The organism is Pseudomonas syringae pv. tagetis, assembly GCF_022557255.1.
GTDB classification, from domain to species: domain Bacteria; phylum Pseudomonadota; class Gammaproteobacteria; order Pseudomonadales; family Pseudomonadaceae; genus Aquipseudomonas; species Aquipseudomonas caricapapayae.
The window spans coordinates 5215001-5237963 of record NZ_CP092923.1 but is presented as its reverse complement, the minus strand read 5'-3'; the positions used below and the strand labels follow the sequence as shown (position 1 = coordinate 5237963).

Annotated in this window: 26 protein-coding genes and 1 rRNA gene (1 of these 27 only partly in view); 19 read left to right on the top strand and 8 right to left on the bottom strand. The window is 57.6% G+C overall.

Going from position 1 to position 22963, the window contains the following annotated elements; translation table 11 throughout:
- Positions 1 to 2 precede the first annotated feature (2 nt).
- The 13 genes from MME58_RS23470 (at position 3) to MME58_RS23410 (ending at position 10545) form a co-directional block, all read left to right on the top strand.
- Entirely contained in the window at positions 3 to 1130 is a 1128-nt protein-coding gene (locus tag MME58_RS23470) for a phage baseplate assembly protein (protein WP_055006371.1), read from the top strand.
- Positions 1127 to 1639 (top strand): phage baseplate assembly protein V, encoded by a 513-nt coding sequence (locus MME58_RS23465; RefSeq protein ID WP_055006370.1) that lies wholly within the window; start codon positions 1127 to 1129, stop codon positions 1637 to 1639. Before MME58_RS23470 ends, MME58_RS23465 begins: the two co-directional genes overlap by 4 nt.
- Positions 1636 to 2034, top strand: a complete 399-nt coding sequence (locus MME58_RS23460; RefSeq protein ID WP_055006369.1) for a phage GP46 family protein — start codon at positions 1636 to 1638, stop codon at positions 2032 to 2034. The genes MME58_RS23465 and MME58_RS23460 overlap by 4 nt, the downstream gene beginning before the upstream one ends.
- Positions 2024 to 3064 carry a baseplate J/gp47 family protein gene (locus MME58_RS23455; RefSeq protein ID WP_055006368.1) on the top strand — a complete coding sequence of 347 codons (1041 nt, stop codon included), beginning with the start codon at positions 2024 to 2026 and terminating at the stop codon, positions 3062 to 3064. The genes MME58_RS23460 and MME58_RS23455 overlap by 11 nt, the downstream gene beginning before the upstream one ends.
- The gene (locus MME58_RS23450) at positions 3052 to 3651 is read left to right on the top strand and encodes a YmfQ family protein (protein ID WP_055006367.1); all 600 of its coding nucleotides are present in this window, start codon (positions 3052 to 3054) and stop codon (positions 3649 to 3651) included. The genes MME58_RS23455 and MME58_RS23450 overlap by 13 nt, the downstream gene beginning before the upstream one ends.
- A gap of 10 nt (positions 3652 to 3661) precedes the next feature.
- A complete protein-coding gene (locus MME58_RS23445; RefSeq protein ID WP_055006366.1) occupies positions 3662 to 5194 on the top strand; it encodes a hypothetical protein in 1533 nt (510 codons plus the stop codon).
- Between the two features lie 10 nt (positions 5195 to 5204).
- Positions 5205 to 5750 carry a tail fiber assembly protein gene (locus MME58_RS23440; protein WP_055006365.1) on the top strand — a complete coding sequence of 182 codons (546 nt, stop codon included), beginning with the start codon at positions 5205 to 5207 and terminating at the stop codon, positions 5748 to 5750.
- Positions 5751 to 5862: 112 nt separating this feature from the next.
- Entirely contained in the window at positions 5863 to 6408 is a 546-nt protein-coding gene (locus MME58_RS23435) for a glycoside hydrolase family 19 protein (protein ID WP_054987079.1), read from the top strand.
- The gene (locus tag MME58_RS23430) at positions 6405 to 6914 is read left to right on the top strand and encodes a lysis system spanin subunit (protein ID WP_055006364.1); all 510 of its coding nucleotides are present in this window, start codon (positions 6405 to 6407) and stop codon (positions 6912 to 6914) included. Before MME58_RS23435 ends, MME58_RS23430 begins: the two co-directional genes overlap by 4 nt.
- A 407-nt stretch (positions 6915 to 7321) precedes the next feature.
- Positions 7322 to 7921 carry an aminodeoxychorismate/anthranilate synthase component II gene (locus MME58_RS23425; protein WP_054987081.1) on the top strand — a complete coding sequence of 200 codons (600 nt, stop codon included), beginning with the start codon at positions 7322 to 7324 and terminating at the stop codon, positions 7919 to 7921.
- A gap of 21 nt (positions 7922 to 7942) precedes the next feature.
- Positions 7943 to 8992 (top strand): anthranilate phosphoribosyltransferase, encoded by a 1050-nt coding sequence (trpD, locus tag MME58_RS23420; protein WP_054987097.1) that lies wholly within the window; start codon positions 7943 to 7945, stop codon positions 8990 to 8992.
- Complete coding sequence (gene trpC, locus MME58_RS23415; protein ID WP_054987082.1) at positions 8989 to 9825, top strand: indole-3-glycerol phosphate synthase TrpC; 837 nt, start codon at positions 8989 to 8991, stop codon at positions 9823 to 9825. The genes trpD and trpC overlap by 4 nt, the downstream gene beginning before the upstream one ends.
- A gap of 24 nt (positions 9826 to 9849) precedes the next feature.
- Complete coding sequence (locus MME58_RS23410) at positions 9850 to 10545, top strand: lipoate--protein ligase family protein (protein ID WP_054987083.1); 696 nt, start codon at positions 9850 to 9852, stop codon at positions 10543 to 10545.
- Between the two features lie 11 nt (positions 10546 to 10556).
- Here MME58_RS23410 and crp read toward each other — a convergent pair whose 3' ends face one another.
- Complete coding sequence (crp, locus tag MME58_RS23405) at positions 10557 to 11201, bottom strand: cAMP-activated global transcriptional regulator CRP (RefSeq protein ID WP_054987084.1); 645 nt, start codon at positions 11199 to 11201, stop codon at positions 10557 to 10559.
- Between the two features lie 210 nt (positions 11202 to 11411).
- Between crp and MME58_RS23400 the strand changes: the two genes are divergently transcribed.
- Together MME58_RS23400 and speD are read left to right on the top strand one after the other, a co-directional pair.
- Positions 11412 to 11834, top strand: coding sequence for an OsmC family protein (locus MME58_RS23400; RefSeq protein WP_054987085.1), 423 nt, complete (start codon positions 11412 to 11414; stop codon positions 11832 to 11834).
- 242 nt (positions 11835 to 12076) lie between these two features.
- Positions 12077 to 12871: an adenosylmethionine decarboxylase gene (gene speD, locus MME58_RS23395; protein WP_002551946.1), complete on the top strand. Its 795-nt coding sequence runs from the start codon at positions 12077 to 12079 to the stop codon at positions 12869 to 12871.
- A 66-nt stretch (positions 12872 to 12937) separates the two neighbouring features.
- On the opposite strand, the gene coq7 is transcribed toward speD, so the two are convergent.
- The 5 genes from coq7 to hemJ all read right to left on the bottom strand — a co-directional run bounded on the left by coq7 (position 12938) and on the right by hemJ (position 16433).
- A complete protein-coding gene (gene coq7 / locus MME58_RS23390) occupies positions 12938 to 13585 on the bottom strand; it encodes a 2-polyprenyl-3-methyl-6-methoxy-1,4-benzoquinone monooxygenase (protein WP_055006363.1) in 648 nt (215 codons plus the stop codon).
- A 121-nt stretch (positions 13586 to 13706) separates the two neighbouring features.
- The gene (locus MME58_RS23385) at positions 13707 to 14045 is read right to left on the bottom strand and encodes a histidine triad nucleotide-binding protein (protein WP_054987087.1); all 339 of its coding nucleotides are present in this window, start codon (positions 14043 to 14045) and stop codon (positions 13707 to 13709) included.
- 102 nt (positions 14046 to 14147) lie between these two features.
- Positions 14148 to 14924 carry an SDR family NAD(P)-dependent oxidoreductase gene (locus MME58_RS23380; RefSeq protein ID WP_054987088.1) on the bottom strand — a complete coding sequence of 259 codons (777 nt, stop codon included), beginning with the start codon at positions 14922 to 14924 and terminating at the stop codon, positions 14148 to 14150.
- Between the two features lie 63 nt (positions 14925 to 14987).
- Positions 14988 to 15896: a DUF805 domain-containing protein gene (locus MME58_RS23375; RefSeq protein ID WP_054987089.1), complete on the bottom strand. Its 909-nt coding sequence runs from the start codon at positions 15894 to 15896 to the stop codon at positions 14988 to 14990.
- A gap of 108 nt (positions 15897 to 16004) precedes the next feature.
- Positions 16005 to 16433, bottom strand: a complete 429-nt coding sequence (gene hemJ, locus MME58_RS23370) for a protoporphyrinogen oxidase HemJ (RefSeq protein WP_055006362.1) — start codon at positions 16431 to 16433, stop codon at positions 16005 to 16007.
- Between the two features lie 133 nt (positions 16434 to 16566).
- Here hemJ and argC point away from each other — a divergent pair, with 133 nt between their 5' ends.
- Complete coding sequence (argC, locus tag MME58_RS23365; protein WP_054987091.1) at positions 16567 to 17601, top strand: N-acetyl-gamma-glutamyl-phosphate reductase; 1035 nt, start codon at positions 16567 to 16569, stop codon at positions 17599 to 17601.
- Between the two features lie 153 nt (positions 17602 to 17754).
- A complete protein-coding gene (gene erpA / locus MME58_RS23360) occupies positions 17755 to 18105 on the top strand; it encodes an iron-sulfur cluster insertion protein ErpA (RefSeq protein ID WP_002551953.1) in 351 nt (116 codons plus the stop codon).
- A gap of 63 nt (positions 18106 to 18168) precedes the next feature.
- Here the strand turns inward: erpA and MME58_RS23355 are convergent, their stop codons facing one another.
- Positions 18169 to 19263 carry an anhydro-N-acetylmuramic acid kinase gene (locus MME58_RS23355; RefSeq protein ID WP_054987092.1) on the bottom strand — a complete coding sequence of 365 codons (1095 nt, stop codon included), beginning with the start codon at positions 19261 to 19263 and terminating at the stop codon, positions 18169 to 18171.
- Positions 19264 to 19266: 3 nt separating this feature from the next.
- A complete protein-coding gene (locus MME58_RS23350; protein WP_054987093.1) occupies positions 19267 to 20691 on the bottom strand; it encodes a peptidoglycan DD-metalloendopeptidase family protein in 1425 nt (474 codons plus the stop codon).
- Between the two features lie 201 nt (positions 20692 to 20892).
- On the opposite strand from MME58_RS23350, the gene tyrS reads away from it, so the two are divergent.
- Together tyrS and MME58_RS23340 are read left to right on the top strand one after the other, a co-directional pair.
- On the top strand, positions 20893 to 22104 hold the full coding sequence (gene tyrS, locus MME58_RS23345; RefSeq protein WP_054987094.1) for a tyrosine--tRNA ligase: 1212 nt from the start codon (positions 20893 to 20895) through the stop codon (positions 22102 to 22104).
- 506 nt (positions 22105 to 22610) lie between these two features.
- Positions 22611 to 22963 (top strand): 16S ribosomal RNA (locus MME58_RS23340) (it continues 1186 nt past the right edge of the window).

The window sequence follows — 22963 nt, the reverse complement described above, 5'->3', positions numbered from 1 at the left end:
CCATGATCGACCCTAACGTTGTCACCCTGACGGTGGACAAACACGACTACGCCGGTTGGAAAACGGTGGAAATCTCTGCCGGCATCGAGCGTCAGGCACGAAGCTTTGACGTGAGTATTACCTGGCAGTGGCCGGGCACTGAAGTCGCGCATCCGATCACCCCCGGTGCAGCCTGCGAAGTGCGTATCGGCGGCGAACTGATCCTGACCGGCTGGGTATTTGCCGCGCCGGTCAGCTACGACGGAACGCAGGTCACACTGACTATTTCCGGTCGCTCGAAAACCGCCGACCTCATTGACTGCTCGGCTATCAACAGGCCGAGCCAGTGGAAAGGCGTTGGGGTGCTGAAGATTGTTGAGGCATTGGCTGCTCCTTACACGTTGAAGGTGATCAGCGAAATACCGGAAACCTCGAAAATGGCAGATCACACCATCGAGCCGGCTGAAAGCGTGTTCAAGTCGATTGACCGTCTGTTGACCCTGTTCCGGATTTTCTCCACCGATGACGAGTACGGCAATGTGGTGCTGGCCAGGCCGGGTAGCCGGGGGCAGAGCGCCGACGCGCTCGAGCTCGGCAAAAATGTACTCAGCGCCAGCATCGCCCGGGATTTTTCCGGACTCTTTTCCGAATACCGGGTGATTGGTCAGCAGACCGGTAATGACAAGACATTCGGCAAGGAAGCGTCAGAGGTGTCAGCTGAAGTCACCGACCTCAGGCATGACGACCCGGAGCATGAAAAACGTCTGCGCGTGCTGATCGTGCATGAGGACGCCCCGATCACTCCCGCGCTTGCCCTGAGTCGGGCCAATTGGGAGCGTGGTCAGCGGGCGGGCAAGGCACTGCTCACTACTTATAAGGTGCAGGGCTGGCGGCAGTCCAACGGCGCGCTCTGGCGGCACAACACTCTGGTGCGGGTGATTGATCCGGTGATTGGTTTTGCGAGCCGGAACATGCTGATTTCAGCCGTGACCTATTCCCTGACCGATAAAGGCACGACCACCACACTGGTGGTTGGGCCGCCTGAAGGTTTCCAGGCCGAGCCTGGTGACCCCAACAAGCGCAGCAAGGTGCAGGTCAATCAGGACGCTTACTCCTGGCTACTGCCCATCGACGAGGAAACAACCTCATGAGCTTACTCAATCGCATGCTGGTGCGCGGCACGGTGGTGCTCGCCAGGGCCAGCAGCAAAATGCAGGCGCTGCAAATGCGCCTCACAGCCGGAGAGGTCAAGGACGACATGGAGCACTTCGAGCCCTACGGCTTCACCAGCAACCCGCTGGCCGGCGCCGAAGGCATCGCCGCCTTCATTGGCGGCGACCGCTCACACGGTCTGCTGCTGGTAGTGGCCGACCGGCGCTATCGCCTCAAGGGGCTGGAGTCCGGCGAAGTGGCGATCTACACCGACGAGGGTGACAAAATTCACCTCAAGCGCGGCAAGGTCATCGACATTGAAACCGACACCTTGAACATCAAGGCGGCGGTCGCAGTGAACTTCGATACACCGCAGATCACCCAGACCGGAAAGATCGTCTCCCAAGGCGATCAGGTTGCAGGTGGCATCAGTCAGATCAGCCATCTGCATGGTGCTGTTCAGGCAGGTAATGGACAGAGCGGACCGCCCGCGGGAGGTGCCGGATGATCATTGAAGGCTCTTTGCAGGCGTCGTTGTTGCGCTCGGTGGTCATCAGCCTGTTCACCTGGCGGCGTGCCGAGGCGGACGACCCGTTCGACGATGCCGAACGCTACGGCTGGTGGGGCGATACCTACCCGGCGCAGGCCAATGACCGTATCGGCTCCCGGCTGTGGCTGCTGCGCCGGGTCCGGCTCACCGCGCAGACCCGGCGCGATGCCGAGTTCTATGCCCGCGAAGCACTCGACTGGCTGATCGACGACGGTCAGGTCAGCAACATCAACATCCTTACCGAACAGGTTCAGAGCAATCGCCTGAACCTGGGCGTCGAGCTGGTCGCTTCGGACGGTCAGATCGTGCGCTTCAACCCTTCTGAACAGTGGCAGGTGATTTATGCCGTTTGAAACACCTACGTTACCGGCGCTGATCAACCGAACCCAGGTCGACCTCGCCGACGAAGCGCTACGTCAGTCCGATGCTCGGGTACTGTCCCGCGCGCACAGCGGTGCGGCCTACGGGCTGTACGGCTATCAGGACTGGATTGCCGACCAGATTCTGCCCGATACAGCTGATGAGGAGACCCTTGAACGGCAAGCCATCCTGCGTATGAGGCAGCCACGCAAGGTTGCCCAGGCCGCTACTGGCTCCGTGCGTTTTAGCGCCGCTGCCGGTGCGGTGCTGGATGTCGACACGATTCTGCAATTCAGTGACGGGCGCTTCTATCGAGTGACAAAAGGCGTCACCACGGTTGCAGGCAGCAACACAACCACGGTCGAAGCAGTGGATGCAGGCGTGCTCGGTAACGCCGATGCCGGTCTGGTCATGACCGCTGTGCAGCCGGTCGAAGGCATCGACAGTACGTTCACCGTCATCGGCGACGGTCTGACTGGCGGCATCGCGCAGGAAAGTATCGAGTCGTTGCGGGCTCGTGTGGTGCGCTCATACCGAGTTATTCCGCATGGTGGCAATCAGGATGACTACGTGACCTGGGCGCTGGAGGTGCCGGGCGTCACACGTGCATGGTGCGTGCGTCGTTACATGGGACCGGGCACCGTGGCGGTGTTCTTCATGCGTGACGATGAAGTCAATCCGATCCCTGACGCCGGGCAACTGGCTGAAATGGCTGCGTACATCGAGCCACTGCGTCCGGTCACTGCCGACGTGTACGTGCTGGCGCCGGTGCAGAAGCCGGTGGTCTACACGATCAGGCTCACGCCGGACACCTCGGCAGTACGGGCGGCGGTCGAGGCTCAGTTGCTTGACCTGCACAACCGTGAGGCGGGGCTGGGCGAAACGCTGTTGCTGACCCACATCGCCGAGGCCATCAGCCGTGCGACAGGCGAAACCGATCATGTGCTCGTGTCACCGGTTGCCAACGTTGCCGCAGCCGCCAACCAGCTGCTCACGTTCGGGGGTATCCAATGGTCGTCATAAGAACTGCCGAACATTACGCCGAGCAGTTGCAGGCGCTGCTGCCATTCGGTCCCGCTTGGGACCCGGAAAGGGTGCCGGAATTGCAGCAGGTCATTACCGGCCTGTCCCGGGAGTTTGCACGCATCGATGGCCGCGCCTTCGACCTGCTCAACGAGATGGACCCCGCGACCGTCAGTGAACTGGTGCCGGACTGGGAGCGGGTCATGAATCTGCCCGACCCGTGCCTCGGCCTCAAACCCCTGTTCGCAGACCGGCGTCTGTCAGTGCGCCAGCGGTTGGTAGCGACAGGAGGGCAGAACGTAGCGTTCTACATCGACATTGCCATCAGTCAGGGTTACCCCGACGCCACCGTGACCGAACACCGAGCGCCCCGTATGGGGCGTTCGCGTTTTGGCCGGGCGCACTTCGGCACCTGGAACGCGCAATTCATGTGGACCCTGAACACCGGCGGGCGCCAGCGCCTGGGCCGACGCTTCGGGGCCAGCTACTGGGGAGAGCGGTTCGGGGTCAACCCCGGGCTCGCAATCGAATGTTTGATCCGTCGAGCAGCACCGGCGCATAGCGTCGAATTCGTAAACTTCAATTGAGGAACACAATGTGGATTATCCCAAGAGTGTGCCGGGCGTAGGCTTGGCAAGCGGCAAGTTTGTAGATGAAAACCCGGCCACCGGCACCCCCGGTTCGCTGATTCCTGCGCAGTGGGGCAACGCGGTGACGCAGGAGATTTTGAACGTGATCCTCGGCGCTGGTCTGGTGCCGAACGAGGAAGATGTCACTCAATTGCACAGGGCCATTCTGGGGCTTGCCGCATCTGACTATAAGAAGGCAGTGCGCTGTGCGACGACAGTTTCCATCGGGTTGAGCGGCTTGCAGACCATTGATGACGTCACGCTGGTTGCGGGTGATCGAGTGCTGGTCAAAAATCAGGACACCGCGTCGCAGAACTGGATTTATCTGGCCGCGGCAGGTGCCTGGGTGCGTGCGCAGGATGCGAACGAAAGCACCGAGTGCACGCCGGGCCATCTTGTTCCAGTACAGGCAGGCACGAAGAACGCCGGCACCGTATGGCAACTGGTCAATACCACCGTACCGGTGCTGGGTACAACTGACCTTGCGTTCGAGCGCCTACTGGGGCGCAGTGGCGTGGCTGCGGGTGATTACACTCGGGTCAAGGTCAATAAGTTCGGGCAGGTGGAAGAGGGGAGTAACCCTACAACACTCAGCGGTAATGGTATTTCGGATGCGTACACCAAGGCCGAGGTGTATGCCAAAAGCGAAGTGGACACGCGTGTGGCAACCAGGGCGTCGGCTGATGGCATCTCCTACGTGGGGCTGGCCAGTGGAGATCTGGGGCAGCCTTATATGCGACGGTCTTCTGACTCCGCTACCAGCTGGCTTCAGACCAAGTTGGGGTACACGCCAGTTCAGCAAGGTACAGGCACCGGTCAGCTCAATAATGTTGTGAAGATAGGGTGGTCGGACAAAGGTCTCAAGGCGACCGTTGATGCCACTGATATGGGGACTCTCTGGTACGCCAACAACTTCGATCCAGGCAGCAAAGCCAACTGGGGCAGTACGCTTGCTGCGTACGGCATTACCAATGCCTATACAAAGGCTGAGACGGATGCCCGTGATGTACAGCGGGTTATGGCGGACTCTATTACGTATGTGGGATTTGCCGGTAATGACGTAAATCTTCCATACATGCGCAGAGGGTCGGATGGTCAGGTTTATTACTTACAGCCGCGTTTGGGGTTTCCGCCCATCGAACAGGGGGGCGGTCCGAACATGTCGACAAACAAAATCCGCCTTGGCTATAACAGTGCCGGCAGCCTGCGCCTTCAAGTTGACAGCACTGACTTTGGCGACCTGACGAATGATTACAACCTGCCTGCGAAACTTGCCGGGTTGGGCATGAGTGCAATTGGTTCTTACGCTTTTGCACGTGTCATTACTTCTCAGGGCCAAGTCAATCAAGGAGGGATGATAGCGGGTTCCAACCTGATTTATAGCTCCACAAACAGTGGCGATGGCGCGGGCAACAACTCTGGCCTTATTGGCGTGGGTACCTGGCGCGCGCACGGCGCTTTCACAAACGGTGAACGCACTCTCTTTCAACGCGTTTCTTAAAGGTCATTATATGAATACAGTATTAGGCGCTCGCAACCCACGCTGGTCCGATCAGGCCCATACATCAATTGTGCTTTGGGTGGTCTTTGAAGAAACCAAAGATTTTTATGGTGAAGTACCGTTCACTGCCTCTGCCGATGACTCGGAGCCGCATGGCGTAGATCTTTTCAATCGCGCAGTCGCCGGTGAATTTGGCGAGATTCTTGAACCGACCGAAGAGATGGTCATGGCACGTGTCATGATTCTGCGCGGCGGTTATTCGGCCGGGGCGACGGAAAAAATCAACGCATTGGTTAATGAGCTGGACACTCTGCAAGATGCCGTTGCATTGGGTTTGGCCACTGAAACTCAATTAAAAGCGCTGCCTGTGCTACAAGCCGAGTTAGATGCGTATCGGCTGTATCGGGTACAGCTCGCTCAACTCGATGCGCTCTCGGGCTTTCCGATGTCGTTCGATTGGCCCGTTCCGCCTGCGACGCCATTTGTTGAGGTGCCGCCACTGGAAAAACTCGCAATTCCAAGGGGTGTAAGTGAAGACGAACTGCCTGATCAATGACGCCCCGCACTGACGGAGCGTTGTTTTATCTGTCGTTCAACTTGCTTTTAAACAGGGGAACTTTATCGACTCAGGGGGCGGGTTAGTCCTGTAACCCCTAATAGGAGGACCGATGCCTATCAACCAGCAACAACTACTGCACATCCTCCCCAACGCCGGCCCTAACGCCGGCGTTTTCGTTCCTGCTCTCAACATCGCCATGGCCCGCTACGCCATCGACACTCGCCTGCGTATCGCCGCGTTCATCGCTCAAATCGGGCATGAGTCCGGGCAGCTTCGTTATGTGCGTGAGCTGGGTAGCGACAGCTATCTGGCCAAGTACGACACGGGGCAGTTGGCGTTGCGTCTGGGCAATACGCCAGAGGCAGATGGTGATGGCCAACTGTACCGGGGTCGCGGGCTGATTCAGGTGACGGGGCGTGCGAACTATGAAGCGTGCGGGGAGGCGCTCGGGCTGGACTTGCTTGGCCAGCCGCAGCTGCTCGAACAGCCGGAGCACGCCGCGATGTCGGCGGCGTGGTTCTGGGACCGGGCCAATCTCAACGGGCTGGCAGACAAGGGCGATTTTCTGATGATCACCCGGCGTATCAATGGCGGTACCAATGGCCTTGCTGATCGGCAACTGCTGTATCAGCGAGCACTGGAGGTGCTGCCATGAAAGCGCTGGATATGCGTTTCGTGATCGTGGCGTTCGTGCTGGGTTCGGGGCTCGGCACATGGGCCGCCTTGCAGTGGCAGGCGGCCCGCTATGGCCTGCAACTGTCTACGCAAACGCTGGCTTGGCAGCGTGAGCGCGAACAGGCGGCGCTGACGGTCGTCGACTGGCAGAACGCTGAACAAGCGCGAAGGCGGGCGCTGGAACTCCGTCTGCAAGATAACGATACAACCATTCATAAGGAATTGAGCGATGCACAGACTGCTCAAGCTCGCTTGCGTGATCGTCTGGCTACCGCTGATCTGCGGCTGTCAGTCCTTCTCGCAAGCTCCCCCGGTGACGACGAAATGCCAGCCGCCACCGATTCCGACAGCCTGGTTCATGGAAGCCCGCGAGGCGAACTTGACCCAGCGGCTGCTGGACGAATTGTCGCCATCACCGACTACGGCGATCAGGGACTGATCGCTTTGAAGGCCTGCCAAGCCTACGTGCGCGAGATTGCGCACTGATGTTCCCTCCGGCTCCCCACCCCTCGGCCATCGTGCCCCAGCCTGAATCCCGCCTCCATCAGGAGGCGCGGCCCTCTTTTCGGTCCTGACGGGCTTTTCAATCGGTCCTGCCCGGTACATTCATATTGCACCGGCTGATTCGGTACGCTAATGTCCCGAAACGTACCGATGAGACCCCTTCCGTGACGACAGTCAGCAAGCTTTTGATGCGCGTTATCAAGGCTCACGCCCGTTGGCGTTGGCGCGCCTGACTATTTCCTTGCCGGCCCTGCCGGCCCCGTACCTGTATGCCTTCGATTTGTGATGCTTCTTTTTCTGTCATCTCCGGCGTTGTGCCTGGAATGCATGAACGAGGTGGAATCCGGAAGGCCTGAATCAAGTCAGTAAATCAAAAGGTTGATAGCAAAATGCTGCTGATGATCGATAACTACGATTCGTTTACCTACAACGTCGTGCAGTACCTCGGTGAGCTGGGCGCCGATGTCAAAGTCATTCGTAACGACGAATTGACCATTGCCCAGATCGAAGCCCTCAACCCCGAGCGCATCGTGGTTTCGCCTGGCCCGTGTACACCCAATGAGGCTGGCGTCTCGCTTGACGTGATCAGACACTTCGCAGGCAAGCTGCCGATTCTGGGCGTCTGCCTGGGGCATCAGTCCATCGGTCAGGCATTCGGTGGCGATGTGGTCCGCGCGCGTCAGGTGATGCATGGCAAGACCAGCCCGGTCGTTCACGAAGACGGCGGTGTGTTCGAGGGCTTGAATCATCCGTTAGTGGTCACCCGTTACCACTCGCTGGTCGTCAAGCAGGAGACTCTGCCCGAGTGCCTGGAAGTGACCGCCTGGACGGCGCTGGAAGACGGCTCAGTCGATGAGATCATGGGCCTGCGCCACAAGACACTGAACGTCGAGGGGGTACAGTTTCACCCCGAGTCGATCCTGACCGAGCAAGGCCATGAGCTGTTCGCCAACTTTCTCAAGCAGAACGGCGGCCATCGTCAGGGCTAAGGACTTTTTATGAATACCCCCATGAATATCAAAGATGCGCTCAATCGCGTGGTCAACCAGCTGGACCTGACCACTGACGAGATGAGCGATGTCATGCGCGAGATCATGACCGGCCAGTGCACCGAAGCGCAGATCGGTGCATTTCTGATGGGCATGCGCATGAAGAGTGAAACCATCGATGAGATCGTCGGTGCGGTTTCGGTCATGCGCGAGCTGGCAGGCAAGGTTGAACTGAAAACCCTGGACGGCGTGGTCGACATCGTGGGTACGGGCGGCGATGGCGCGAATATCTTCAACGTGTCGACGGCTTCTGCTTTCGTCATCGCAGCTGCGGGTTGCACGGTGGCCAAGCACGGTAATCGTGCTGTCTCGGGTAAAAGCGGCAGTGCCGACCTGTTGGAGGCCGCCGGGGTTTATCTGAACCTCACGCCTGTGCAGGTGGCGCGCTGCATCGACAGCGTCGGCATCGGTTTCATGTTCGCCCAGTCTCATCATACGGCCATGAAGCATACTGCCGGGCCGCGCCGCGAGCTGGGGCTGCGCACATTGTTCAATATGCTGGGGCCGCTGACCAACCCGGCGGGTGTTCGCCACCAGATCGTCGGTGTGTTCAATCAGGCGCTGTGCCGCCCGCTGGCCGAAGTGTTGCTGCGGTTGGGCAGCAAGCATGTGCTGGTCGTGCATTCTCAGGACGGCCTGGACGAGTTCAGCCTGGCCGCGCCGACCTTCGTGGCCGAGCTGAAAAATGGCGAAGTGACTGAATACTGGGTACAACCTGAAGACCTGGGTATCAAAAGCCAGAGTCTGTATGGCTTGGCGGTGGAAAGTCCGGCAGCTTCGCTGGAACTGATTCGCGATGCATTGGGGCGGCGCAAAACCGAAAATGGGCAGAAAGCTGCGGAAATGATCGTGCTCAATGCCGGTGCCGCGCTTTATGCTGCCGACCATGCCACCAGCCTGAAAGAGGGTGTGGCACTGGCGCATGATGCCCTGCACACAGGCCTCGCGCGGGAAAAGCTGGAAGAATTGGGTGCCTTCACGGCGGTATTCAAACAGGAGAACGAAGCATGAGCGTGCCAACCGTACTGGAAAAGATTCTTGCTCGAAAGACCGAGGAAATCGCGGCCCGTCGCGCGATTGTGAGTCTGGCTGAACTTGAGCAGCAGGCCGCCATGGCTGGCGCACCCCGTGGTTTTGCCAATGCGCTGATCACTCAGGCCAGATTGAAGCAGCCTGCTGTCATCGCGGAAATCAAGAAGGCTTCGCCGAGCAAGGGCGTCATCCGGGAAAACTTCCTGCCGGGCGAAATTGCCAGAAGCTATCAGGCGGGGGGCGCAACCTGCCTGTCCGTGCTTACCGACGTCGATTTCTTTCAGGGCTCCGATGCCTACCTGCAGGAAGCACGTGCGGCGTGCAACCTGCCGGTGATCCGCAAGGACTTCATGATCGACCCTTATCAGGTCGTCGAGGCGCGCGCGCTGGGCGCTGACTGCATTCTGTTGATCGTTTCGGCACTGGATGACGTGAAAATGGCTGAGCTGGCCGACGTTGCCAAGCGTGTCGGGCTGGACGTACTGGTCGAGGTGCACGACGGCGACGAGCTGGAGCGGGCACTCAAGACGCTTGATACGCCGCTGGTGGGTGTCAACAATCGCAACCTCCACACTTTTGAAGTGAGCCTGGAAACCACGCTGGAATTGCTGCCCCGTATCCCGCGTGATCGTCTGGTCATCACTGAAAGCGGCATTCTCAACCGTGCGGATGTCGAGCTGATGGAAATCAACGATGTCTATTCGTTCCTGGTAGGCGAGGCTTTCATGCGCGCCGAACATCCTGGTGCCGAGTTGCAGCGGCTGTTCTTTCCGGAGCGCAAGCCTGCGGCTAGCGGCCCGTCCATCGACTGACTGAACACTACGCTTAGGTCCGGCATGCAAGACTCGATCATCGACATCTGCGTCGAACAAGGCTTGCAGGCCGAGCAGGACCTTCTGGCGTCTGTATGCACCGGCGTTACCGATCATGGATTGCTGTTCTGGCGACCCAATGACCGGGCACTGGTCATGCCGCGCCGTATGAGCCGACTGCCGGGTTTTGCCGAAGCCAGCGAGACCCTGGCTGATAATGGCTGGCCGGTGCTGTTGCGTGAAACCGGTGGTGAGCCGGTGCCGCAATCCTCGGCCACGGTGAATATCGCGCTGGTCTATGCACAGCCGCACAATGACGTTGATCGGGACCGCATAGAAACCGCCTACCTGCGCTTGTGTCAGCCGATTCTCGACCTGCTGGAACATCTGGGTGGGCAAGCTTCGCTGGGTGAGGTGCCGGGTGCATTCTGTGACGGTCGCTTCAACGTCAACCTCAATGCTCGCAAGATGGTCGGAACCGCCCAGCGCTGGCGCCAGAGTCGGGGCGGCACGCGTCCGGTGGTGCTGGCTCATGGCGCGTTGCTGCTGGATGACGAGCGCCTACAGATGGCGGGCGCAGTGAACCGCTTCAACGAACTTTGCGAACTTGAACCGCGTGTAAGAGCCGAAAGCCACATCGCCTTGCATGAAGTGTTTCCGGATGTCGATGTTCTGGAGCGCCTGGCGCAAGCCTACCGGCGTCTGCTCGCTGAGCTCTGAATGCCAGAGCTTCAGCGTGTGCCGTAGACCACCATTGTTTTTCCCTTGACGTTGACCAGGCTCTGTTCTTCCAGAGCTTTAAGCACTCGACCGACCATTTCCCTCGAACAGCCGACGATGCGTCCGATTTCCTGACGGGTAATCTTGATCTGCATACCGTCCGGGTGGGTCATCGCATCCGGCTGTTTGCACAGCTCAAGCAACGTGCGAGCCACTCGGCCGGTAACGTCGAGAAATGCCAGGTCACCTACCTTGCGCGTAGTATTGCGCAGACGATCAGCCATCTGGCTGCCGAGTGCATAGAGGATTTCCGGCTCTTGGCGGGTCAGTTCGCGGAAGGCTACGTATGAAATCTCGGCCACTTCGCACTCGGTCTTGGCACGCACCCATGCGCTACGTACGGACTCGTGTCCCGGCTGTTCAAACAGACCCAGCTCACCGAAGAAATCTCCGCTATTGAGATAGGCAACGATCATCTCGCGTCGCTCGTCGTCTTCGATCAGAACCGTGACTGAGCCCTTGAGAATCAGAAACAGAGACTCAGAGCGATCACCCGCATTGATAATGTTGCTCTTCGCGGGGCAGCGGCGGCGTTCTGCATGGGGCAGCAGCTTGTCCAGACTGTTTGCTTTGGGGGTAAAGGTTATTGCGACCATGCGTGACTTCCGAAATAAGGTGTATGGCCAAATGGCATACCTATAGGTATCGGCTGAGGCTGCATTCTCAGCAGCTTTTCCGGACGTGTAGGGGGCTATTTGCGAATAATCCTACGCGTTTCCAACAAAAAGCATTTCTTTCAATGCCTCCGGACAGCTTTTGGTGCTGTGCTAAGCTGGCGACCCCTTTTTTACAGTGGAGTCTTGGCGATGAAGGCACGCATCCAATGGGCTGGCGAAGCCATGTTCCTCGGCGAATCCGGCAGCGGTCATGTGGTAGTGATGGACGGCCCGCCTGAAAGCGGCGGCCGCAATCTGGGTGTACGCCCGATGGAAATGGTATTGATCGGTCTGGGTGGGTGCAGCAACTTCGATGTGGTGAGCATCCTGAAAAAGTCGCGCCAGCCGGTGGAAAGCTGCGAGGCGTTTCTTGAAGCCGAGCGCGCAGATGAAGACCCAAAAGTGTTCACCAGTATTCACCTGCACTTCGTCGTCAAGGGTCGCGGGCTGAAAGAAGCTCAGGTCAAGCGGGCTATCGAGCTGTCGGCGGAGAAGTATTGTTCCGCTTCGATCATGCTCGGGAACGCGGGCGTGAAGATCACTCACGATTATGAAATTGTCGAACTGGCCTGAACGCCAGACATCCAACGATCATAAAAACGGCGCACACTCTGGCAGACGGCTTCGGACGTCTGCATAATGCGCCACTTTTTCAGGGCGCGGCATGTATTGGTTTTCTGCTGCCGGCCCGAACAGACAACCAAAATCGCCAACGCGAAGAGGTGTTAACCGTCCTACGCAGATGAGCCGGACTCAACTGACGGGCATGCTTGATCACGCGGCTGGCGCCGCACCCATATAGAGAGTTTTTAACGGTGAAAAGCAAACTCAAGCTCCACGGGTTCAATAACCTGACAAAGACCTTGAGCTTCAACATTTATGACATCTGCTATGCGGAAACCCCGCAGGACCAGCAGGCGTATGTCGAATACATCAACAGTGTGTACGACGCAGAACGCCTGACGCGGATTCTGACTGATGTTGTCGATATCATTGGTGCCAACATCCTGAACATCGCGCGTCAGGATTACGATCCACAAGGTGCCAGTGTGACCATTCTGATCTCGGAACAGCCGGTGACGCCTACCGAAAGCCAGATCGAAGAGTCGCCAGGTCCACTGCCGGAAACCATCCTGGCGCACCTGGACAAGAGCCACATCACGGTCCATACCTACCCGGAAATTCATCCGGTGGACGGCATCGCCACGTTCCGTGTGGATATCGATGTGTCGACCTGTGGCGTTATTTCACCGCTCAAGGCGTTGAACTACCTGATTCACAAGTTCGAGTCGGATATCGTGACGGTCGATTATCGTGTGCGCGGGTTTACCCGTGACGTGGAAGGCAAGAAGCACTTCATCGACCATGAAATCAACTCGATCCAGAATTACCTGTCTGAAGACACGCGCAACGGTTACCAGATGACCGACGTGAACGTGTATCAGGAAAACCTGTTCCACACCAAGATGCTGCTCAAGCAGTTCGAGCTGGATAACTACCTGTTCGGCGATGCCACCAGCAACTTGTCTGCCGAGCAGCGCGAGCAAGTGACCGCCAAGGTCAAACACGAAATGCTGGAAATCTTCTACGGCCGTAACGTGGCGGTATAAGCCTGCAGTTCGGATATTAAAAAGGCGCCTCTTGCAGGCGCCTTTTTTATGGAGCGTGTCTCGTCGTCAGATGCGATAAGTCGACTTGGTCATGACCTTGGCCAAAACGCTCATGCCGAACTTGACTGGTGCCGGGAAACGAAAGCCGCCTGCTTCCAGCGCAGATTCAGCGTGGTGCTCTTCATCGCTGAGCATTTGTTCCAGAATGGCCCGGGACTTTCCGTCTTCGGTCGGCAATTGCTCCAGGTGTTCGTTCAGGTGCTTGCAGACCTGATCCTCTGTTGCCGCAACAAAGCCCAGGCTGACCCGGTCGCTGATGACCCCGGCTACAGCACCGATCCCGAAGGACAGGCTGTAAAACAGCGGGTTGAGTACGCTGGTGTGGCTGCCAAGTTGATGAATGCGTTGTTCGCACCAGACCAGATGATCTATTTCCTCTTCAGCCGCATGCTCCATCGCCTTGCGCACCTTGGGCAGCTTCGCCGTCAGCGCCTGCCCCTGATAAAGCGCTTGCGCACAGACTTCACCGGTGTGGTTGATGCGCATCAGGCCCGCCACATGACGAGTGTCGACATCGCTCATCTTGTGATCGGGTTTGACAACCGCAGGGGAAGGGCGCCGCGAATGAGCGCTCGATGGCAGCAAGGTGCGCATCGCGCTATCGGCTTGCAGTAACAGACGGTCGAGGGGGGAGTAGTGACGTTCGGTAGCCATGGGCACCTCCGGAAGATCATGCAGGCAGTTTACCCGAATCGGCCGGAGGCAGCAGGGCTTGTATCGCCCGCTCAGCGATCATGACGGTCGCTGAGCGGCTGCAAACCCCGGAAACATCTGATCAGCCCGGCGGCCAGTTCATCTGGCGCTGACCCAGTACATGCATATGAATGTGGTAGACGGTCTGCCCGCCCAGCTCATTGCAGTTCATGACCACACGAAAGCCTTCTTCGCAGCCCAGTTCAACGGCCAGGCGCTGTGCGGTGAACAGGATATGCCCAGCCAAGCCTTTGTCTTCTTCGGTCAGATCGTTCAGGGTACGAATGGGCTTTTTCGGGATAACCAGAAAATGCACCGGTGCCTGCGGGGCGATGTCGTGAAAGGCCAGTACCTGATCATCTTCATAGATGATCTTCGCCGGAATTTCCCGATTGATGATCTTGGTGAACAAAGTTTCCACAGCCGTTTGCTCCTTGTCGGTTGATGGTCGTCGCATGTATCGCGGTGCAACAGTGCGTCTGAGTGTACTGAGCAAGGCAACGCTCGCCCAGCCGTTTGTCTGTCAGCGCGGGCAGTACTTCTTGTTGATGTAGCCGCTGATCTGGCGAGCCAGCCAGCGCGAAACCAGGCGCGGGCTGAATGTCCACAGCCTGGTACTGAAGCCGGGAATGATAACCGCACGGTCTTTTGCAAGCGCCCGAACGGTATACAGCGCCACTTCTTCTGGGCTCATCAGGTTATCGATATTGACCTGCAACTGCGCGGTACGAAAAAAAGCCGTTCTGGTCGGGCCAGGGCAGAGCACCGAGACTTTCACACCGGCCTTCTTCACTTCCTCGCGCAGCCCTTCGGAAAAATGCAGCACATAAGCCTTGCTGGCGTAATAGGTACTCATCCACGGGCCGGGCTGGAAAGCCGCCACCGAGGCGACATTGAGGATCTGCCCGCCGCCCTGAATAGCCATCAGGTTGCCGACCGTGTGGCACAGGCGCGTCAGTGCCAGAATGTTCAGGTCTATCAGGTCCTGCTCGGCGCTCCAGTCTTGAGCCAGAAACGGCCCGCAGGTGCCGATACCCGCTGCGTTGACCAGAAGATCAATCTGATGGGCACCGTCTTCCAGCTCCAGCAGAAAGCCCGAGAGCCGCAAAGGCTCGCCCAGATCGCATGCACGAAACAGCACTTCCACGCCAAAGCGCTGAGTCAACTCCAGTGCGATGGTTTCAAGCAGATCGCGCTGGCGGGCGACCAGGATCAGGCTGCGACCGCGACGTGCCAGTGCTTCGGCCATCGCCAGGCCTATGCCGCTGGACGCGCCGGTGATCAGGGCGTAACGGGTCATGCAGTTCTCCATTGAGCATATTGCGCCCGGCAGTCTACCGGGCCGTGAGCAGTCTATTACGGGTCACTCGGTTTCTTTGAGCTCTTTGTTGACTTCCACAGGCACGTTCATGGCACTGTCACGGTCTTCGTCATCATCGTATGGGAGGGATTGCTCATACTCGTCGGTCTGCAGTTCCAGCTCGTCGCGCAGCATGCCTGCGCCGCCGGCAGTGATGCCGATCAGAATAAGGGGCAGTAACAACACCCATAGAATGGCTAACGTCTTCACGCCTTTCGAGTTCGGTGGCGGCGGTGGACCGAACGAGTTGGTGCCTTTTGTACCGGGCAGCAGGAACATGATGAACGGGAAGACGCTGCCTATGAAGGGCACCATCGTCATCAGCAAGAGCCAGCCCGACCAGCCCATGTCGTGCAGCCGTTGTATGCCGATCTGGGCACCGATGACGGCGAATACTACGAGCACTACTGCGATCAGCAGCCCGCCTGCAACCAGTGACTCGTTCATGACCAGCAGGCATACAGCCACCAGTGCCAGCGCTGCGGCGCTCAATACCAGGCTCCAGGCCAGGTAGCGCAAGCGCCCGATGCGCCCGTGGATACTCAGGACTTTCAGAGGTGCATATTCCGGCTGATCACCGCCAACCTGGGCCTTGGGCGGCGTATAGGGCGATATTTCCAGATGCGCAGGTTTTTGTAGCGGCTGGCTGGTTGTTTCATTCAGGCTCAGGCTGATGTCGCTATCAGGTTCGATACGTGCTTCGACGCCTGCGTCGTTCAGTGCCTTCAGGTAGCGCTCGGCATCGGTGTAGGTCAGCCCGCGCTTGAGCGCGACCGGTTGGCCACTGAACAACTTCTGCACGGCAGCGGATTCGCTTTTGAACAGCCCCGCAAGGTTGGCCTTTGCGGTGTCTGGTTCGACACCTTCACGCACCTGTCCCTCAAATACAATCTTGAAGTGGGAATCGGCCATACAGGGCTTCCTTGTCTTGAGTTTGAGAACAGTACAGGGCGCTTGCGTTACCCCTTGGGTAAAGCCCAGCGCCCTGTCACGTGACTGATAAGGCCGGTGCTTATCGGGTCAGAAGGGTTTGACGATGACCAGAATGACGATGGCGATAAGGATCAGTACAGGAATCTCGTTGAACCAACGATAGAACACATGACTGCGGCCATTTTCTCCGCGGGCGAAGCGTTTGACCTGCGCGCCACAGACATGGTGATAGCCGATCAACAGGAAAACCAGCGTTAGCTTCGCGTGCATCCAGCCCTGGCTGAAATAACCGCTGGCATCAAAGCTGATCAGCCAGCCGCCGAAGATCAGTGTTGCGATCATCGCCGGAGTCATGATGCCACGGTAGAGCTTGCGCTCCATCACCATGAAACGCTCACGGCTGATCGTGTCCTCACTCATCGAGTGGTAAACGAACAGTCTTGGCAGATAGAAGAGGGCTGCAAACCAGCAGACCATTGAAATGACATGCAGTGCTTTGATCCATAGATAGAGCATTTTTGATTATTCCCAGGTTCACGGTGGCCGAATAGTAGTGTCTTGTGCGTCCGTACGTCACGTTGTCGGTTGTCGCAGAGGCGATAGGCTCCTATTATCGACCGCTTTCCAGTTGTTTCGTTGAGGGCAGGTTATGGTCAAGGTCGGTATCGTCGGCGGCACGGGTTACACCGGGGTCGAGCTGCTGCGTCTGTTGGCACAGCATCCGCAGGCAGAAGTCGTGGTGATCACCTCGCGTTCCGAGGCAGGTATGCCGGTCGCCGACATGTACCCGAACCTGCGAGGTCATTACGACGGCCTGGCTTTCAGCGTACCTGACGTGAAAACCCTGGGGGCCTGTGACGTCGTGTTCTTCGCTACGCCTCACGGGGTCGCTCATGCACTGGCCGGCGAGCTGCTTGCTGCGGGCACCAAAGTGATCGATTTGTCTGCCGACTTCCGCCTGCAGGACCCGGTCGAATGGGCCAAGTGGTACGGTCAGCCTCACGGTGCTCCGCAGTTACTGCAGGATGCGGTGTACGGGCTGCCAGAAGTCAATCGCGAGCAGATCAGGAACGCACGGCTCATCGCGGTGCCTGGCTGCTATCCGACAGCTACCCAGTTGGGCTTCCTGCCGTTGCTGGAAGCGGGCATTGCCGACAACACTCGCCTGATTGCCGACTGTAAATCTGGCGTCAGCGGTGCGGGCCGTGGTCTGAACATCGGTTCTCTGTATTCGGAAGCCAATGAAAGCTTTAAAGCCTATGCCGTAAAAGGCCATCGTCACTTGCCTGAAATCACCCAGGGCCTGCGCCGCGCGGCAGGTGGTGACATCGGCCTGACGTTTGTTCCGCATCTGGTGCCGATGATTCGTGGCATTCACTCCACGCTCTATGCAACGGTGACTGATCGCTCGGTAGATCTTCAGGCTCTGTTCGAGAAGCGTTACGCCGACGAGCCGTTTGTGGATGTGATGCCAGCGGGTAGCCATCCCGAGACGCGCAGTGTGCGTGGTGCCAACGTTTGCCGCATCGCGGTGCATCGCCCGCAGGGTGGCGATCTGGTTGTCGTGCTATCGGTGATCGACAACCTGGTGAAAGGCGCTTCAGGTCAGGCGGTTCAGAACATGAACATCCTGTTCGGTCTGGATGAGCGTGCCGGGCTGTCTCATGCGGGCATGATGCCTTAAGAGGCCTCAGGCTCCAGGTTGCAAGGCAAAGGCTGTGGTCCTGTACTTGTACCTTGGAGCTGTCCCTCCACCAAATAGTTGACCGATTTTCTGGGAGAAGCGGATAATGCCGTCATTACGCATTACGACGGCTAACGCCGGGAGATATCTGACATGAGTGTCGAATCCTTCACGCCTACCGCTTTGGAGTTCACTCCAAATGCAGCGCACAAGGTGAAAACCCTGGTCGACGAAGAGGGCAATGATCGTCTCAAGCTGCGTGTATTCGTTACCGGTGGCGGTTGCTCGGGTTTTCAGTACGGCTTCACGTTTGATGAAGACGTCGCAGACGATGACACCATCGTCGAGCGCGAGGGCGTGAGCCTCGTGGTCGATCCGATGAGTTTCCAGTATCTGGCTGGCGCAGAGGTCGATTATCAGGAAGGGCTTGAAGGTTCGCGATTCGTGATCAAGAACCCGAATGCATCCACCACGTGTGGTTGCGGCTCCTCGTTTTCGATCTGACAAGGTCGCAGCTGCAAACAAAAACGCCGCTCATCGAGCGGCGTTTTGCGTTCAGACAGCAGGTCAGGCGGGATAGATCGCGCCTAGAACACGTCTGCCTTTTGCGCCGGTTACCGTCGGGCGATTGGCCGGGACGCGTTCCAGACAGCAATGTGCCAGCCAGGCAAACGCCATGGCCTCGACCCAGTCGGGGTCTACGCCGAACTCCTGAGTACTTTTGACCTCGGTATTGGGCAGCAGCTCGGCGAGGCGTTTCATCAGTGCCTTGTTATGGGCACCACCGCCACATACCAGAAGCTCTTTGGTAATTTTTTGTGCGGATTGCAGAGACTCTGTGATGGTCAGTGCCGTAAGTTCCAGCAGAGTGGCCTGCACATCCTCCGGTGCCAGTGTGGGTAGCTGAAACAGATGATGGTGCACCCAGCCCAGGTTGAACACTTCCCGGCCTGTACTCTTGGGGCCCTTGGTCAGGAAGAACTGATCGCTAAGCAGCTTCTTGAGCAGTGCATCATCAACCTTGCCGCTCGCCGCCCAAGCGCCATCCTTGTCATAGCTCTCATGACGCTGCGATTGTATCCAGGCATCAAGCAGGACATTTCCAGGCCCGCAATCGAAGCCTTCGACCGGGCGGTCGGATTCGATCAGGCTCAGGTTGCTGAACCCGCCGATGTTCAATACCGCGCGGTGATCTTTATTGTCGTCGAAGAGCGCTTCGTGGAAGGCGGGCACGAGCGGTGCGCCCTGTCCGCCAGCTGCGATATCGCGACGGCGGAAGTCGCTCACCACGGTGATCTCGGTCAGCTCTGCCAGCAGCGCAGGGTTACCGATCTGAACGCTGTAGCCGCGCGCGGGCTCGTGACGAATTGTCTGGCCGTGGCTGCCAATGGCGCGGATCTCGGCGGCCACCCTGTTTTGATCTTGCAGCAAGGTCTGCACGCCCTGTGCGACCAGTCTGCACCACTTCTGCTCCGCAATTGCCGCGCGCGCGAGCTCATCCACGCCGCTGGAGCAAAGCCCCAGCAACTCGGCATGCAGGTCTTCCGGCATGGGGATGTAGTGAGTGGCCAGAAGCCTTGATCGGTCATCCTGCTTCAAAAGGGCGATATCAATCCCATCGAGACTGCTGCCGGACATCACACCAATATAGAAGAAGTCCATGGATTACCTTTTATTCGAGGCCAGCGTGGTGGCCTTTTCCTGATCCATGCGCGCCATCAAAGGCTGGCTTTGCTGCATGAACCGCTGTTTTTCGGATTTGGCGATCGGATCCGCCATCGGGAGCTTCTGGCCCAGCGGGTCTACGTGAACGCCATTGACCTGGAATTCATAGTGCAAGTGCGGTCCTGTGGACAAACCGGTAGTTCCAATATAGCCGATTACCTGACCTTGCTTGACGGTTCCGCCGGTTTGTACACCTTTGGCGAAGCCTTGCATGTGGCCATACAGCGTGCGGTAGGTGTCACCGTGCTGAATGATGACCGTATTGCCGTATCCGCCGCGACGGCCGGCGAGCAGAACCTTGCCATCACCGGTTGCCTTGATCGGCGTGCCGCGTGGCGCAGCATAGTCGACGCCTTTGTGGGCGCGGATCTTGTTGAGGATCGGGTGTTTGCGGCCCATCGAGAACATTGAGCTGATGCGGGCAAAGTCTACCGGCGTACGGATGAATGCCTTGCGCATGCTGTTGCCGTCGGCTGTGTAGTAATTGGTATTGCCCTGTTTGTTTGTGTAACGAACAGCGGTGTAGGTCTTGCCACGGTTGGTAAAGCGGGCGGACAGGATGTTACCTGTGCCGACGCTTTTGCCGTTGACCACTTTCTGCTCATAAACCACGTCAAACTCGTCACCCTTGCGGATGTCCTGCGCGAAGTCGATGTCGTAGCCGAAGATGTTGGCCATGTCCATCGTCATGCTGTGAGTCAGACCGGCGCGTTGCGCAGACTGCGAAAGGGAGCTGTTGATTAACCCGTGCACATAGGCATTGCGCACGTTGGGCTTGCTGATCTCGCGATTGAAAACGAAGCCGGAAGCCGATTTCGACAGGCTAATGGTCTCGAGTTCGCTGAGTTTGGTATGCAGTTGCTTGAGCTGGCCGTCCGGCGAAAGCTCGAACTGCAGGGTTTGCCCGTTCTGCAGCTTGCTGAATTGCTTGGCCTGCTTGTCGCTGGCCAGTACCTCATGAACGGTAGCGGCTGGCAGCCCGACTTTTTCGAACAGAGTCGAAAGGGTGTCGCCCTTGCTGACCGTGACTTCCCGATGGTTTGGGTCTTTTGCAGGGGCAGCTGTCGGCTTTTCTGCTTCGGACGTTGCTGTTGCGGTGTCCTGAGTCTGTTCTTCGGCGTTGTCGATCTGCGCAAATGGCGATTCGGTGGTTTCAGGTGTGGCTTGAGTGGCTTGCGGAGCGTCTTGGTCTTGTACGTCCTGATCCGGCATCTCCAGATCAAGGGAAAGGTTCGTTCGTTTGGCTTCGACTTCGCTGGAAGGAAAAACCAGGAGAGCCAGGCTCAACAATGCGGCGATGCCGCTTGCAGCGAGCAGGTGACTCTTCGGATAAAGCGGGGGCGCTTTAGGCGGTGTGTCTTTCATAGGTAATTTGACTTTGAAAAAGGTGAAATGGAAAAGATGAATGACATGATGAAGATGAAATAACTGTATAAAATATAACCAAAACCTGCTCGAAGCAACCCTTCCCGCGTATCGGTCACTGATTCGCAGGCAAACGCTGGGCAAAACTTGTAATTGGGCTCTGATCTTGTAAGGTTGGTTCCCTTTGAATTGGGGGCTGAAATGAAGTCGGTTGAAGAGCAGCTGGTGCTGATCAAGCGCGGTGCAGATGAACTCCTGGTCGAGGCCGAGCTGGTCGAGAAGCTGAAGCGTGGCCAGCCGCTGCGTATCAAGGCTGGTTTCGACCCGACGGCCCCCGATCTCCATCTCGGGCATACCGTGCTTATTAATAAGCTGCGGCAGTTCCAGGATCTCGGTCACCAGATCATCTTCCTGATCGGTGACTTCACCGGCATGATCGGCGACCCGAGTGGTAAAAGCGCTACGCGTCCGCCGCTCACCCGCGAGCAGGTCCTTGACTACGCCGAGACCTATAAGTCTCAGGTCTTCAAGATTCTCGATCCGGCCAAGACCGAAGTCGCATTCAATTCGACCTGGATGGACAAGCTCAGTCCGGCCGACTTTATTCGGCTGTCCTCGCAGTACACTGTTGCCCGAATGCTTGAGCGTGACGATTTCGACAAGCGCTATAAAAGCAATCAGTCCATCGCCATTCACGAATTCCTTTACCCGCTGGTGCAGGGTTACGACTCCGTGGCCTTGAAGGCTGACGTCGAGCTCGGTGGTACCGACCAGAAATTCAATCTGCTGATGGGGCGCGAGCTTCAGCGTGCTTATGGTCAGGAGCCGCAATGCATCTTGACCATGCCGTTGCTCGAAGGGCTGGACGGCGTGAAGAAAATGTCCAAGTCGCTGGGTAACTACGTCGGTATTCAGGAAGCGCCGGGCATTATGTACAGCAAGCTGGTGTCGATTCCTGATTCCCTGATGTGGCGTTACTTTGAACTGCTGAGCTTCCGCTCCATGGAAGAAATCGACGGGCTGAAGGCCGATTGTGAAGCGGGTGCCAATCCGCGTGATATCAAAATCAAGCTGGCTGAAGAACTGGTGGCACGCTTTCACGGCGAAGAGGCTGCGGCCAACGCGCACCGCTCTGCGGGTAACCGTATGAAGGAAGGCGAATTGCCGGATGATCTGCCAGAGATATCCGTGGCTGCTGCAGAAGATATGCCGATCTCGGCTGTTCTTAATAAGGCAGGGTTGGTGAAGAACGCCGCGGTTGCGCGTGACCTGCTGGCATCTGGCGGTGTGCGTATAGATGGTGAAGTGGTTGATCGCAGCTTTGTATTCAAGCTGGGTTCGACTCATGTCTGCCAGGCTGGCAAGAAGGCTTTCGGGCGAGTTACTCTGGTTTTCGAAGAAAGTTCAAAATAACGGTTGACGCCCTCTGTGATCTGTCTATAATTCGCCCCAATTCCGGCGCAGACGGAAACGAAAAAGCCTTGTAGATCAATAGTTTACAAGGGTTTGGAGTGAAGAGTCAGCGAGGAAGGAGGTCGGGTCTGGATTGATCGGCAGCGGTGAGAAAAAAGAGTTTGACACGCGGTTGTAACGCTGTAGAATTCGCCTCCCGCTGATGAGCAACTGCAGAGTTGATCGAAGCGCAAGTGGTTGAAGTTGCAAAGGAAACTTTGAAAACTTGTTGAAATAACCGCTTGACAGATACAGAGGACGCTGTAGAATGCGCGCCTCGGTTGAGACGAAAGGTCTTGGCCCACCGCTCTTTAACAACTGAATCAAGCAATTCGTGTGGGTGCTTGTGGTGTCAGACTGAAGTCAACAGATTATCAGCAACCCAAGTTACTCCGCGAGAAATCAAAGATGTAACCAACGATTGCTGAGCCAAGTTTAGGGTTTTCTCAAAACCCAGTTAGATGTTTGAACTGAAGAGTTTGATCATGGCTCAGATTGAACGCTGGCGGCAGGCCTAACACATGCAAGTCGAGCGGCAGCACGGGTACTTGTACCTGGTGGCGAGCGGCGGACGGGTGAGTAATGCCTAGGAATCTGCCTGGTAGTGGGGGATAACGCTCGGAAACGGACGCTAATACCGCATACGTCCTACGGGAGAAAGCAGGGGACCTTCGGGCCTTGCGCTATCAGATGAGCCTAGGTCGGATTAGCTAGTTGGTGAGGTAATGGCTCACCAAGGCGACGATCCGTAACTGGTCTGAGAGGATGATCAGTCACACTGGAACTGAGACACGGTCCAGACTCCTACGGGAGGCAGCAG

Bases quoted from the DNA above. Each gene is read 5' to 3' on its own strand.
- MME58_RS23435 (WP_054987079.1), top strand. From the start codon at position 5,863: ATGCCTATCAACCAGCAACAACTACTGCACATCCTCCCCAACGCCGGC.
- MME58_RS23350 (WP_054987093.1), bottom strand. From the start codon at position 20,691: ATGAAAGACACACCGCCTAAAGCGCCCCCGCTTTATCCGAAGAGTCAC.
- MME58_RS23400 (WP_054987085.1), top strand. From the start codon at position 11,412: ATGAAGGCACGCATCCAATGGGCTGGCGAAGCCATGTTCCTCGGCGAA.
- MME58_RS23455 (WP_055006368.1), top strand. From the start codon at position 2,024: ATGCCGTTTGAAACACCTACGTTACCGGCGCTGATCAACCGAACCCAG.
- hemJ (WP_055006362.1), bottom strand. From the start codon at position 16,433: ATGCTCTATCTATGGATCAAAGCACTGCATGTCATTTCAATGGTCTGC.
- MME58_RS23460 (WP_055006369.1), top strand. From the start codon at position 1,636: ATGATCATTGAAGGCTCTTTGCAGGCGTCGTTGTTGCGCTCGGTGGTC.
- MME58_RS23450 (WP_055006367.1), top strand. From the start codon at position 3,052: ATGGTCGTCATAAGAACTGCCGAACATTACGCCGAGCAGTTGCAGGCG.
- MME58_RS23380 (WP_054987088.1), bottom strand. From the start codon at position 14,924: ATGACCCGTTACGCCCTGATCACCGGCGCGTCCAGCGGCATAGGCCTG.
- erpA (WP_002551953.1), top strand. From the start codon at position 17,755: ATGAGTGTCGAATCCTTCACGCCTACCGCTTTGGAGTTCACTCCAAAT.
- MME58_RS23425 (WP_054987081.1), top strand. From the start codon at position 7,322: ATGCTGCTGATGATCGATAACTACGATTCGTTTACCTACAACGTCGTG.
- MME58_RS23470 (WP_055006371.1), top strand. From the start codon at position 3: ATGATCGACCCTAACGTTGTCACCCTGACGGTGGACAAACACGACTAC.
- MME58_RS23440 (WP_055006365.1), top strand. From the start codon at position 5,205: ATGAATACAGTATTAGGCGCTCGCAACCCACGCTGGTCCGATCAGGCC.
- MME58_RS23410 (WP_054987083.1), top strand. From the start codon at position 9,850: ATGCAAGACTCGATCATCGACATCTGCGTCGAACAAGGCTTGCAGGCC.
- MME58_RS23375 (WP_054987089.1), bottom strand. From the start codon at position 15,896: ATGGCCGATTCCCACTTCAAGATTGTATTTGAGGGACAGGTGCGTGAA.
- MME58_RS23430 (WP_055006364.1), top strand. From the start codon at position 6,405: ATGAAAGCGCTGGATATGCGTTTCGTGATCGTGGCGTTCGTGCTGGGT.
- crp (WP_054987084.1), bottom strand. From the start codon at position 11,201: ATGGTCGCAATAACCTTTACCCCCAAAGCAAACAGTCTGGACAAGCTG.
- tyrS (WP_054987094.1), top strand. From the start codon at position 20,893: ATGAAGTCGGTTGAAGAGCAGCTGGTGCTGATCAAGCGCGGTGCAGAT.
- argC (WP_054987091.1), top strand. From the start codon at position 16,567: ATGGTCAAGGTCGGTATCGTCGGCGGCACGGGTTACACCGGGGTCGAG.
- trpC (WP_054987082.1), top strand. From the start codon at position 8,989: ATGAGCGTGCCAACCGTACTGGAAAAGATTCTTGCTCGAAAGACCGAG.
- MME58_RS23465 (WP_055006370.1), top strand. From the start codon at position 1,127: ATGAGCTTACTCAATCGCATGCTGGTGCGCGGCACGGTGGTGCTCGCC.
- coq7 (WP_055006363.1), bottom strand. From the start codon at position 13,585: ATGGCTACCGAACGTCACTACTCCCCCCTCGACCGTCTGTTACTGCAA.
- MME58_RS23355 (WP_054987092.1), bottom strand. From the start codon at position 19,263: ATGGACTTCTTCTATATTGGTGTGATGTCCGGCAGCAGTCTCGATGGG.
- trpD (WP_054987097.1), top strand. From the start codon at position 7,943: ATGAATATCAAAGATGCGCTCAATCGCGTGGTCAACCAGCTGGACCTG.